We start from the raw sequence: 13,044 nt of genomic DNA on the forward strand, positions 1-13,044 counted from the left end.
TTGCGAGGGCCGCCTGGTGGGGGGAATGCGCCGCTCATCCCCCGGGCATGAGCGGCAGGGCCATCGAGCCGACGTCGAGGGTGAGTGTCATGCCCGGACGATCTCGGGTCCCGCGGCAGCCAGACCGGCGGCCAGCTTCGAGTCGAGCTCGGTATCCGTGATGATCATGTCGATCTCGGACAGGGTGGCGAAGCGGGCCAGGTAGCTCCCGGTGAACTTCGTGTGGTCGGCCAGCAGCACGGCTCGCTGGGCGCAGCCGATCATCGCCCGCTTGATCGCCGCCTCGGCCGGGTCGGGTGTGGTCAGCCCCCCGATCGCCGAGCACCCGTTCGTCGCCATGAAGGCCACGTCCACGTGCAGGTGCGAGAGCTGCTCGAGCGCCCAGTCCTCGACCGTGGCGAGCGTGCGGCCCCGGACCCTGCCACCCAGCATCAGGACCGTGAGGGCGGAACGGGTGGCCAACGCGGCGGCGAGCGGCGGCGAGTTGACGATGACGGTGAGCTCACGGTCCGTGGGCAGTGCCTGGACCAGGCGGCTCATGGTCGAACCGGCGTCGATGATGATGGCGCCGTCCTGCGGCAACTCGGCCAGCGCCGCCTTGGCGATGCGCTCCTTCTCCGCCGTCATGACCTCGTCCCTCGCCGCGAGAGCGGGCTCGAAGCCGAGCCGCTCGACCGGGATCGCCCCGCCGTGCACCCGCCGCAGCACGCCCGCGCGCTCGAGAACCGTCAGGTCCCTGCGGATGGTCTCCGTCGTGACGCCGAACTGTTCCGCGAGTGTGACCACGTCCACCCGCCCGGCGGTCCGGGCCGCGTGCAGGATCTCCTGCTGTCGTTCCTCGGCGTACATGTTGTTTCACCGCCGTTTCAATGGTGTTTCGTATGTGTTTACATCCGTATCTGTGGGTCGTCAAGGTTTCCGGACATCACGAAATGAACGAACCCACATCTGCGGTGGCCGAGGTAGTCGAGCGTGGCGGCGTGGCGAAGCATGACCAGCGGCGGTCAGGACAGGGCGAGCTCGGGTGAGTAGATGTCGATCCAGTAGTACATGTCGATCATCTTGTCGAGCAGGAGCTTCTCGCCGTGCGCGATCTTCGAGGAGTCCGTATCGATCACCGACTGCACCCATTTCCGGTTGAACAGCGTGAACAGCGGGTTATGGGGTTCCGCCAGCACCTCTTTGGCCTCAAGCAGCAGGGCGTTCGAGAAGCGGCTGTCATGCATCATCGTCGGGTAACCGCTCTTCTTCCGATTGAGTACCGACGGCGGAAGCAGGTCCTTCACGGCGTGTCTCAGCAGGCTCTTCTCCCTGCCGTCGAACGACTTGAGCTGCCACGGCGTGTTGTAGACGTACTCGACGAGACGGTGATCACAGAACGGAACCCGCACTTCGAGACCGGCCGCCATCGACAGGCGGTCCTTACGGTCCAGCAGCATCCGCAGGAAGCGGGTCAGGTGCATGTGGAACATGACGCGCATCTGACGCTCGAGACGCGACGCGTTGTCGAGGTGATCGACAGCCGCCACGGCCGTCCGGTACTGGTCCCCCAGGTAGGTTTCCAATTTCATGGCCGCCAGCGCTTCCGCTGTGAAAGGCATGAGGGCGGGGTTGCCGCCCTGCGCGCTGAGCAGCGCCGCCATCCAGGGAAAGATGGGGAGTTCGCGGATGTTGTTGTGGAACCATTGGTAGCCGCCGAAGTTCTCGTCCGCGGCCTCGCCGGAGAGCGCAACCGTCGATTCGCCGCGTATCGCTTGAAAGAGCAGATACATCGAGATATCCGATTCGCCAAGACCACTCGGTGTGTCCCGAGCCGTGATCACGGCACGGCGAACGGCCGGATCGGACAGATTCTCCGCGCTCAGCACCACCTGCTGGTGGACCGGCCCGATCATGTTGACCATGTCCTTGACGAATGGCGCGTCCGGGGTGGTCCGAAATGCATCCGGTCTGAAGCGATCGACGTGATCCACGAAGTCGACCGAGAACGTGCGTACCCGATCACCCTTCGCGGTCAGCTTGCGCGATGCGAGGCTGGCGATCGCGCTGGAATCCAGCCCACCGGACAGCAGAACGCACTGGGGCACATCCGAGATCAACTGCCGGTTGACGGTGTCGTCGAGCAACTCCCGGATTCGTTCGACCGTGCTCTTCTGGTCATCGGTGTGCGGTGCCGTTCTGAGCTTCCAGTACGTCCTGGTGTGAATTCCACTCGACTTGACGGTGACGACCGTGCCCGGCTCGACCTCGTGCATCCCCTTCCAGATCGACTGGCCCCCGGCGGCCAACACCGCCGAGCGTATTCCGTTGATGTCGACTGCCTTGCGAGCGAGCGGGTTGGCCAGAATCGCCTTTGGTTCGGATCCGAACAGGACGCCGTCGCCGGTCGGGTAGTAATAGAGCGGCTTCACCCCCAGCCGGTCGCGGATCATGACGAGCTTCTGATCACGGGCATCCCAGATGGCGAACGCGTACATCCCGTTGAGGTGCTCGGTTACGCTTTCTCCCCATTCGAGATAACCGTGCAATACGACCTCGGTGTCACTCGACGTACGGAACCGGTGTCCTCGCGCCTGCAGTTCCTTGCGCAGTTCGATGAAGTTGTAGGCCTCGCCGCTGTAGACCAGGACCACCGGGCCGTTCGGGGTGGCGAACTCCATCGGTTGCACGCCACCGTCCAGGTCGATGACCGCCAGCCTTCGGTGACCGAGCGCGGCGTGCCGTTCAACCCAGGTTCCGGAGGCGTCGGGCCCGCGCAGCGCCATGGTGGCGGTCATCGCGTCGACCGTGGCCTGCCGTTCGGTCAAATCCGCGTCATATGACACCCAACCCGTGATCCCACACATACCCGGTCCTCTCAGCCGCGGAAATCGACCGAAAACCGAGCCTAAAGACAATCGGCTAGGAAAATTCCTAGTGCTGGGTGAGCCTGAGGTCGTCCGCGGTTCCCGGGGTGTTCCGGGCGTCCGGAGAGGTGGCGATGACCGCGATGGCCGTGATCACGAGACCCCGGCGTACCAGCCAGCGGCCGGAGAACTCCCGCAACTCGCTGCCGTCGGACAGCCTCGGTCCCTCGGCCAGCAGCCGGGCCAGGAAACCGCCCCCGACCGGGTCGAAGGTGATCGACGCCTCGCTGAAGTCGAGGCGTGGCTCGCGCAGCGGGTCCAGCGGGAACCACGCCTTGTAGACGGACTCCTTGGCGCTGAACAGCAGCCGGTCCCATCGCGCCGACGGGTCGCGCCGCAGGAAATCCGGCACCCAGCGCAGTTCCTCCTCGACCGCGATGGCCTCCAGGATGCCGGCGGGCAGCGGCTTGTTCGGCTCGGCGTCGATCCCCAGGGTCGTGATGTCACTCGACCGGGCGACGGCGGCGGCACGGTACCCGGTGCAGTGGGTGATGCTGCCGACGACATCGGCGGGCCAGACCGGCGCGCCCTTGGCGCCCGGCACCACGGGCACCTGCGGGTAACCCAGGCGGCCGAGCGCGTTGCGGGCGCACCAGCGCGCCGTGGTGAACTCGCGGCGGCGCTTCTCCACCGCCCCGCTGATCACGGCCTGCTCGGCGGGGAACAGGGCGCATGGCTGCGAGTCGTCGAACGCCTCCGACGACATGATCGCGCCGGGCAGCAGGTCCTCGATCATGGCGTGAGTTCGCGGGCCAGCAGGATCGACCGCGCCGGGCGGGGGATCGCGCCCCGTCGCCGCCACTCCCGCGGGTATCCCAGCGAAACCTCCTCGAAGCGAACTCCGTCGTACCAGGTCGTGCGTGGGATGTGCAGGTGGCCGTACACGACCACGGCCGCCCGGTATTTAAGGTGCCAGTCGGCGGTCCGCTCGGTTCCGCACCACTGGGCGAACTCCGGATAACGCAGGACGCGGGTGGGCTGACGTACCAGCGGATAGTGATTGACGAGAACAAGCGGGTAGTCGGGATCGCACGCCGCCAGCCGGCGCTCGGTCGATTCCACTCGGGCCCAGCACCATTCCTCGCGGCTCGGATAGGGGTCGGGATGCAGCAGCATCTCGTCCGTGCACACCACACCCGTCTCGTACGCCATTGCCAGCGACTGCTCTTTCGTGGCCATGCCGTGGACGCGAAACGAATAGTCGTACAAAAGGAAAAGGGGCGCGATGGTGACCGGCCCCCCGGGCCCGTCCCAGATCGGGTACGGATCCTCGGGCGTGCGAATTCCCAGGCGACGGCACATATCCACGAGATACCGGTACCGGTTTTCGCCGCGAAGCTGGATCGGGTCGTCCTTCGGCGTCCACAGTTCATGGTTGCCCGGCGCCCAGATGACCTGGGCGAAGCGGCGGGCCAGCAGGGTGAGCGCCCATTCGATGTCCGCGGCGAACTCGCCGACGTCACCGGCGACGATCAGCCAGTCCGCCTCGGACTCGGGCCGGAATTCTTCGACGAAGCGTCGATTCTCGGCGTAGGCGACGTGCAGGTCGCTTACCGCGAGCAGATTTCGCGCCTTCATGATGTGGTCGGTTCCCCCCGTACGAGCCGGAATAGTGACGGACTCACGACAAGCCGAGCTCGTTGTCGAGGATGTCGAACATCTCGTTGTCCGTGGCCGCATCGAGGTCGAATTCCGCGTCGCCGGAATCGTGCGCCAGTGCCGCCCATTTGGTCCTCAGAATGTCCAGACGCGCCGCGACCTGCTTGTGCACGTCGATGTCGACGGTCATCTCGGTGAAAGCCTTCTCCAGTTTCGCGAGCTCGGCCAGCAGCGCGGCCGACCCGGTCTGCTCGCTCAGGCCGAGCCGGTCGAGCAGGTGGTCCGCGAGCGCGAGCGGCGTGGGGTGGTCGAACGCCAGGGTGACCGGAAGGCGCAGCCCGGTGGCGCCGGTCAGCCGGTTGCGGAGTTCGACGGCGGTGAGGGAGTCGAAGCCCAGCTCCTTGAAGGCGCGGTCCGATTCGACGGAGTCGGCGCCGGCATGTCCGAGCACGCCCGCCACCTCGGCCCGGACGAGAGTGACGAGCACCTCGGCACGCTCGGCGGCGGTGAGCGCGGCCAGCCTGCGCAGCAGGGTGTCCGGTTCCTCCTGCCTGCCGGTGGCCGTACGGCGCCTGGCGGACACCATGCCTCTCAGCAACGGTGGAACGTCCGCACGCGCCGACAGATCGAGCCGGACCGGCGCCAGCACCGGAAGGTCCACGGCGCGGGCGGCGTCGAACAGCGCCAGCCCCTGCTCCACCGTCAGCGGGCGAATGCCCGCTCGTGCCATCCGCCGCCGATCGGCGTCGTCGAGCCCGGCGGTCATCCCGGTGTCCCGCGCCCAGGGCCCCCAGGCCAAGGACAGCGCGGGCAGCCCGGCGGCCCGCCGGTGGTGGGCCAGGCCGTCGAGGAAGGCGTTGGCCGCGGCGTAGTTCCCCTGCCCCGCGCCGCCGGCCAGGCCGGCCACCGACGAGAAGAGCACGAACGCGGCGAGATCCAGGCCCTGGGTGAGCTCGTGCAGGTGCCAGGCGGCCACCGCCTTGGGCCACAGCACGGCGTCCAGCCGCTCGGGCCGGAGCGCGGGAATCGTCGCGTCATCCAGCACCCCCGCCGCGTGGACGACCGCGGTCAGCGGATGCTCGGCGGGTACGACGGTCAGCAGGGCGGCTAGCGCGTCCCGATTGGACACGTCGCACGCGGCGACGGTGACCTCGGCGCCGTACGCGACCAACTCGGCCTGCAACTCCACCACGCCCGGCGCCGCCGGCCCGCGACGACCGGCCAGCACCAGATGGCGTACCTCGTGCTCCTTCACCAGATGCCGCGCCACCTCGACGCCGAGACCGCCCGTGCCACCGGTGATCAGCACCGTGCCCGCCGGGTCCCACCGCCGTACGGTGTTTTCGCCCGGCGCCACCGGCGTCAGGCGTGCCGCTCTCAGCACCCCGTCACGCACCGCGAGCTGCGGCTCGCCGCAGGCCAGCACGGCCGAGAGCAGCGCCTTGGACGGCTCTCGCGGCGCATCGAGATCGAGGAGCACGAACCTGCCTGGGTTCTCCGCGTGCGCGGCACGGACCAGGCCCCACACGGCGGCTCCCGGCAGGTCGCTCACGTCGTCCTGGACCGCGCCACTCGTCACCACGATGAGGGGGATGTCGCCGAACCGGTCTTCCGCGAGCCAGCGCTGCAGGAGGCCCAGAACGCGGGCGGTGGACTCGCGCGTCGCGGCGATGACCGCGTCGGCGGAGCCCTCGGCGGGGAACACGGTCACGGCCACGGCGCGCGGCGCGTCCGCCGGCAGGGCGGCGAGGGAGCCGTCGAGCATTGCGAGGTCCCCGGTCAGCACCGCCACGCCGGGCTCCGCGACGGCGGCCGGCTCCTCGGGCAGTGGCGTCCACTCCAGCCGGAACAGCGCGTCCCGTGGCGTCCGGCGGTCACCACCGGCGGCCAGCGCGCCGGGCGATGCCGGACGTGCCACCAGTGACTCGGCGGTGAGCACGGTCGCTCCCGCCATGTCCACCGCGGTCACCGACACCGTGTCCTCGCCGGTCCTGGTCACGCGTACGCGCAGCATCGTCGCGCCGCCGGCGTTCAGGTGCACGCCGCCCCACGCGAACGGCACGCGCCCCGCCTCGGGCCGGGCGGCCTCCAGGAACGGCACCGCGTGCAGGGCGGCGTCCAGCAGCGCCGGGTGCACGCCGTAGGAGCCGGCGTCGCCGACCTGGTCCGGCAGGGCGATCTCCGCGAACACCTCGTCGTCGCGCCGCCAGACCGCGCGCAGCCCCTGGAACACCGGTCCGTAGCCGAACCCGCCTTCGGCGAGCCGGTCGTAGAGGCCGTCCAGCTCGACGGCGGACGCTCCCCGCGGCGGCCACACCTCGGTGTCGAACGCCGCGACCCCGCCCGCGGTCGCGCCGTCGCCGTCGCCGGAGAGAACGCCGGTCGCATGCCGTACCCATGGCTCGTCGTCGGCCACGTCGGCGGGCCGCGCGTAGACGGCGAGCTCTCGGCGACCCGACGCGTCGGGTGCGCCCACCGACACCTGAACGGCCATCGCGTCCCGCTCGCCGAGCACGAGCGGGGTGGCCATGGTGAGCTCCTCCACCCGATCACACCCGGTCTGGTCTCCGGCCCGGATGGCGAGTTCCAGCAGTCCCGTGCCGGGGAAGACCACCGTCCCGCCGACGACGTGGTCGGCGAGCCACGGGTGCGACCGCAGCGAGAGGCGGCCGGTGAGCACGACACCGTCCGACCCGGCCAGCATCACCGCGGCCCCCAGCAGCGGGTGCGCGGCCGCCGCGAGCCCGAGATCTCTGGCGTCGCCCACGCGCCGTCCGCTCGGCCAGAACCACTGGTGCTGGAAGGCGTACGTCGGCAGGTCCACCCGGCGGGCGCCCGGGAAGGCGGCGCCGAACACGGCCGGCCAGTCCACCGTGGCACCGTGCGCGTGCAACGTCGCCACCGCCGTCATGATGGCGGTCTGCTCGTCGCGGTCTCCGCGCAGCGCCGGGACCAGCACCGGCCCTGCCCCTTCAGCCGGGATGGCGTCCTCGGCCAGCGCGGTCAGCACGCCGTCGGGTCCCAGTTCGAGGTACGCGGTGACCCCCTGACGGTGCAGCGTGGCCACGCTGTCGGCGAATCTGACCGCGTGGCGTACCTGTTCCACCCAGTAGTCGGGCGAGCACAGCTCTTCGGCCGACGCCGGCCCGCCGGTCACGGTCGAGACCACAGGGATCTGCGGCGGGTTATAACTGAGCGTTTCGGCCAGGGCGCGGAACTCCGCCAGCATCGGCTCCATCAGCGGCGAATGGAACGCGTGGCTCACCTTCAGCCGCGTCGTTTTGCGTCCTTCGGCCTCCAGCCTGGAGGTGATCCGGGCGACCGGTTCCTCGGCACCCGCGATCACCACCGAGGCCGGACCGTTCACCGCGGCTATGGAGACCTCGCCCTCGTGCCCGGCGATGCACTGCAGCACCTCCTGCTCCGCGGCCTGTACGGCGGCCATCGCCCCGCCCGGCGGCAGCGCCTGCATGAGCCGGGCACGCGCCGCCACCAGCCGGCACGCGTCCTCCAGCGGCAGCACGCCGGCCACATGCGCCGCCGTGATCTCGCCGATCGAATGCCCGGACAGGAAGTCCGGCTTGAGGCCCCAGGACTCCACCAGCCGGAACAGCGCCACCTCCAGCGCGAACAGCGCCGGCTGGGTGTATCCGGTCTGGTTCAGCAGTTCGGTGTCGCCGGACATCACCTCCCGCAGCTCGGGATCGAGGTGGGCGAGCACGGCGTCGAAAGCGTCGGCGAACACCGGGAACCGCTCGTACAGCCCGCGGCCCATTCCGGCCCGTTGCGCGCCCTGCCCGGTGAACAGCACCGCGAGCCTGCCCGGCCGCGCGCCACGCCCGTGGACCACTCCAGGCGCCGAACGCCCCTCCGCCACGGCCGCCAGGCTCGCCCGCAGCTCGTCCAGGTCACCGGCCACTACCGCCGCTCGATGCTCGAACGCCGAGCGGGTGATCGCCAGTGCGAAGCCGACGTCCGCGAGGGAGAGGTCGTCGGCGATCCGTGGCAGCAGACGTGCCGCCTGGGCGCGCAACGCGTCGTTCGTCTTCCCCGAGACCAGCACCGGCACGGGGCCCGGGGCAGCACCGGTTTCGGCGTCCACGGTTGGCGGCGCCTGCTCAAGGATCACGTGTGCGTTGGTTCCGCTGATGCCGAACGAGGACACACCGGCCCGGCGCGGACGACCCGCCTCCGGCCACGGGCGGTTCTCGATGAGCAGCTCCACCGCGCCCTGGTTCCAGTCGACGTGCGAAGAGGGCGCGTCCACGTGCACTGTTCTGGGCAGCACTCCGTGGCGCATGGCCAGGACCATCTTGATCACACCGGCGACACCCGCGGCCGCCTGGGTGTGGCCGATGCTCGACTTGATCGAGCCCAGCAGCAGCGGGCGGTCATCCGGCCGGTTCTGGCCGTAGGTCGCCAGCAGCGCCCGCGCCTCGATCGGGTCGCCCAGCCTGGTCCCGGTCCCGTGGCCTTCCACCGCGTCCACGTCCGCGGCGGCCAGCCCGGCGCCAGTCAGAGCCTGGCGGATCACGCGCTGCTGTGACAGCCCGTTCGGTGCCGTCAACCCGTTGGAGGCGCCGTCCTGGTTCACCGCCGACCCGCGTACGACGGCCAGCACCTGGTGGCCGTTGCGGCGCGCGTCGGACAGGCGTTCCAGCACCAGCATCCCGACGCCCTCGGACCAGCCGACACCGTCGGCGGCCTCGGAGAAGGACTTGCATCGGCCATCCCCCGCAAGCCCGCCCTGGGCGCTGAAGTCGATGAACGCGGCCGGGGTGGCCATCACGGTCACTCCGCCGGCCAGGGCCAGCGAGCATTCGCCACCGCGCAGTGCCTGGGCCGCCAGGTGCAATGTCACCAGTGAGGAGGAGCAGGCGGTGTCCACCGTCACGGCCGGGCCTTCCAGGCCGAGAGTGTAGGACAGTCGTCCGGACATGACGCTGCCTGCCGTACCGGTGCCCATGAAGCTCACCACGTCCGGCGGGAACTCCGCGCTTGTCGCGTAGTCGTGGTACATCACCCCGGCGAATACGCCCGTGAGGCTGCCGCGCAGCGAGAGCGGGTCGATTCCGGCCCGCTCGATCGCCTCCCAGGACGCCTCCAGCAGCAGCCGCTGCTGCGGATCCATCGCCAGCGCCTCACGGGGCGAGATGCCGAAGAAGCCGGGGTCGAACTCGCCCGCCTCGTGCAGGAACCCGCCTTCGCGCACATAGCTGGTGCCCGTGCGCTCGCGGTCGGGATCGTACAGCGACTCCAGATCCCAGCCACGAGAGGCCGGGAACGCCGAGATCGCGTCCCCGCCTGCCACGACCAGCCGCCACAGATCCTCGGGGGAGGTCACACCGCCCGGGTAGCGGCACGCCATCGACACGATCACCACGGGATCGTCATCGGCCGGCGTGACCGTTCGCGCCGTTGCCCGCGCGGACGCCGCGCCGCCGTGTTCGCCCAGCAACTCCGCCAGGAGGAACTCCGTCAGCGCCGTGACGTTCGGGTAGTCGAACACCAGGGTGACCGGCAGGCGCAGCCCGGTGGCCCCGGACAGCCGGTTGCGCACCTCGACCGCGGTCAGCGAGTCGAAGCCCATGCTCTGGAAGCTGTTCAACGCCTCGATCTCGTTGCCGTCCGCATGGCCCAGCACCAAGGCGATCTGGTCGCGGACCAGTTCCAGCAAGGCGGCCCTTCGGGCGTCTGCCCCGAGTGGCGCGAGGCGATCAGCGAGGAGGGTCGCCGCCGCGGCCGTCGCCTGCTGCCGGGCCGACGGCCGGATCAGCCCTCGGAGCAGGGGCGGGATGTCCTGACCTGCGCGGAATGCCGTCAGGTTCAGGCGCGCGGGCAGCACGGCCGGTTCGTCGCCCGTGACCGTCGCGTCGAACAGTGCCAGACCGTGATCCGAAGATAGCGGGAGCATGCCGCGCCTGGCGAGCCTGCCCATGTCGGCCTGGCTCAGCGCGCTGGTCATACCGCCGTCCTGGGCCCATGGGCCCCATCCCAGTGACAGCCCTGGCAGGCCTTCGGCTCGGCGGCGCCGGGCGAGCGCGTCCAGGAAGGTGTTCGCCGCCGCGTAGTTGGCCTGCCCGGCCGTCCCGAACGTCCCCGCCACCGAGGAGAACAGGACGAATGCGGACAGGTTCTGGTTTCTGGTCAGCTCGTGCAGATGCCAGGCCGCGCTGATTTTGGGCCGGAACACCTTCTCCAGGCTCTGCGGCGTCAAGGTGCCGATCAGACCGTCGTCCAGCACGCCTGCCGCGTGCACCACCGCGGTCAGCGGATGCTCGGCGGGTATCCCGGACAGCAGGCCGGCGACGGCATCGCGGTCCGCCAGGTCGCATGCCACGACGGTCACGTGAGCGCCGAGCCCGGTCAGCTCCGCCACCAGCTCACCCGCGCCCTCCGCCCGCGCACCGCGACGGCTCGCCAGCAGCACGTGCCCGATGCCATGTACGGTCACCAGGTGGCGGGCCAGTATGCCGCCCAGGCCGCCGGTGCCGCCCGTGATCAGCACCGTACCGGCCGGGTCCCAGGCCAGGGCCGGTAGCTCGGCGGGCGGGAAGACCCGGGCCAGCCGACCGGCCGACACGGCACCATCCCTGATCACCAGTTGCGGCTCGGCGGCGGACAGGGCCTGCGGCAGCGCGGCGATCGACGCTATCGACGGGCCCACGCGGTCAGGGCCGGCTTCCCGGTCACGGTCGCCGCTCTGGTTGAGGTCGTCGAGGTCGACCAGCACGAACCGGCCCGGGTGCTCGGCCTCGGCGGCACGTACGAGCCCCCACGCCGTCGCCGCCACCACGTCATCGCCGTCCACCGCGCCCTGGGTGAGAAACGCCAGCCGCGAATCGGCGAACCGCTCATCGGCGAGCCAGGATCGCACCAGGTCCAGCACGGACGACGCCACACTGTGCGCGGCCACCGGTACCTCACCGCACCCGCCTGCGGCCACGGGGACCAGCACCGTGCGCGGCACGGGAGCACCGCCCTCGCAGGCCTCTCCCAGCGACCGCAGATCGGCACCTGTCCTGACAGGATCACCCATGACCTCGGCAAGAGCCTCGGCGAGCCCCCACTCGTCCGGACCCACCACCGCCAGAGTGCCCGGCGCGACCGCAGGCACCGGCGAAACCGGGACCCAGTCGAGCCGGAACAGGCTGTCCCTTCCGATCGCTCGCGAGCCCGCGGCCAGCTCGTCCGACTGGACGCGCAGCGCCACCGACGTGATCGAGGCCGCGGGACCTCCCGCACCGGCGATCACGATCGACATCGCATCCGGTCCGGCCCAGGACATCCGCACCCGCACCGCTGAGGCCCCCGCCGCATGCAAGGACACGCCCTCCCACGCGAAGGGCACCTTGCGCCTGGCCTCCTGGCTCTGGTCGAGGAACAGGCACAGATGCAGCACCGCGTCCAGCAGCGCCGGATGCATGCCGAACGCCCCTGCCTCAGCCGCGTCCTGCTCAGGGAGGCCGATCTCGGCGTACATGTCCGAGCCGCATCGCCACACCGCGGTCAAGCCACGGAACGCCGGCCCGTAGTCGAAACCGTCCGCCGCCCGCCCCTCGTAGAAGCCTTCCAACGAGACCGGCTCCGCACCGGCCGGCGGCCACACCGTCGTGTCGAACAGGGCATCGGGGGCCGGTGCCTCGACCGCCAGATGGCCGCCGGCATGCCGTGTCCAAGGCCGCTCTTGCTCATCTTCCGGCCGCGCGTACACGCTCACCGGCCGGCGTCCCCTTTCGTCGGGGCCGCCCAGCCGCACCTGCACCTGGACGCCGCCGTGTTCGGGCAGCGTCAACGGCGCGGCAAGGGTCAGATCGTCCACCCGGGCGCAGCCGACCTCGTCACCGGCCCGGATCGCCAGCTCAAGGAACGCCGTCGCCGGCACCACCACCCGGCCCGACACCACGTGATCGGCCAGCCACGGATGCGACCGAGTCGACAACCGGCCGGTGAAGAGCACCTCGTCGCCGCCGGCCAGCTCAACGGCCGCTCCCAGCAAGGGGTGATCCGGCACTCCGAGCCCGGCGGCGGTGACATCCCCGGCACCAGCGAGCGACGGCCTCGGCCAGTACCGCCGACGTTGGAAGGCGTATGTGGGCAGCTCCACCTGGCGCGCGCCCGGGAACATCGCCCGCCAATCGAGCGGCACCCCATGCACATGCAACTCGGCCAGCGCGGACATCACCGCGCTCTGCTCATCCCGATCCCTGCGCAACACCGACACCAGCACCAGGTCCGACTCGCGCGCCTCGACGTCCGAATCAGCGATCGCGGCAAGGGTCTCCTGAGCCATGGCGGTCAATACCCCGTCGGGACCCAGCTCCAGATACGCCCGCACACCCTGCGCATGCAACACACGGACGCCCTCGGAGAACCGCACGGCCTGGCGCACCTGATCCACCCAGTACTCCGGCGAGCACAACCGCTCGGCCGTGGCCGCCTCTCCGGTCAGGGTGGACACCACCGGAATCCGCGGCGGGTTGTAGCTGAGCGTCCCGGCCAGGGCGCGGAAATCCGCCAGCATCGGATCCATCAACGG

General features: G+C 70.2%; 5 protein-coding genes. All 5 read right to left on the reverse strand.

Annotation, left to right across the window (positions count from 1 at the left end; translation table 11 throughout):
• Nucleotides 1-87: 87 nt before the first annotated feature.
• A complete protein-coding gene (locus Amac_RS52630) occupies nt 88-849 on the reverse strand; it encodes a DeoR/GlpR family DNA-binding transcription regulator (RefSeq protein WP_155361945.1) in 762 nt (253 codons plus the stop codon).
• A gap of 155 nt (nt 850-1,004) precedes the next feature.
• Nucleotides 1,005-2,846, reverse strand: a complete 1,842-nt coding sequence (gene asnB / locus Amac_RS52635) for an asparagine synthase (glutamine-hydrolyzing) (protein WP_155361946.1) — start codon at nt 2,844-2,846, stop codon at nt 1,005-1,007.
• A gap of 67 nt (nt 2,847-2,913) precedes the next feature.
• Nucleotides 2,914-3,642, reverse strand: coding sequence for a 4'-phosphopantetheinyl transferase family protein (locus tag Amac_RS52640; RefSeq protein WP_155361947.1), 729 nt, complete (start codon nt 3,640-3,642; stop codon nt 2,914-2,916).
• The gene (locus tag Amac_RS52645) at nt 3,639-4,484 is read right to left on the reverse strand and encodes a metallophosphoesterase family protein (protein WP_155361948.1); all 846 of its coding nucleotides are present in this window, start codon (nt 4,482-4,484) and stop codon (nt 3,639-3,641) included. The genes Amac_RS52640 and Amac_RS52645 overlap by 4 nt, the downstream gene beginning before the upstream one ends.
• Nucleotides 4,485-4,527: 43 nt before the next feature.
• Entirely contained in the window at nt 4,528-13,029 is an 8,502-nt protein-coding gene (locus tag Amac_RS55765) for a type I polyketide synthase (protein ID WP_218041801.1), read from the reverse strand.
• Nucleotides 13,030-13,044 lie beyond the last annotated feature (15 nt).

The organism is Acrocarpospora macrocephala, assembly GCF_009687865.1.
Taxonomy (GTDB): Bacteria; Actinomycetota; Actinomycetes; order Streptosporangiales; family Streptosporangiaceae; genus Acrocarpospora; species Acrocarpospora macrocephala.

What these genes read in the sequence shown, in the direction of transcription:
- Amac_RS52640 (WP_155361947.1), bottom strand. Translation starts at nt 3,642, where the DNA reads ATGATCGAGGACCTGCTGCCCGGCGCGATCATGTCGTCGGAGGCGTTC.
- Amac_RS55765 (WP_218041801.1), bottom strand. Translation starts at nt 13,029, where the DNA reads ATGCTGGCGGATTTCCGCGCCCTGGCCGGGACGCTCAGCTACAACCCG.
- Amac_RS52645 (WP_155361948.1), bottom strand. Translation starts at nt 4,484, where the DNA reads ATGAAGGCGCGAAATCTGCTCGCGGTAAGCGACCTGCACGTCGCCTAC.
- Amac_RS52630 (WP_155361945.1), bottom strand. Translation starts at nt 849, where the DNA reads ATGTACGCCGAGGAACGACAGCAGGAGATCCTGCACGCGGCCCGGACC.
- asnB (WP_155361946.1), bottom strand. Translation starts at nt 2,846, where the DNA reads ATGTGTGGGATCACGGGTTGGGTGTCATATGACGCGGATTTGACCGAA.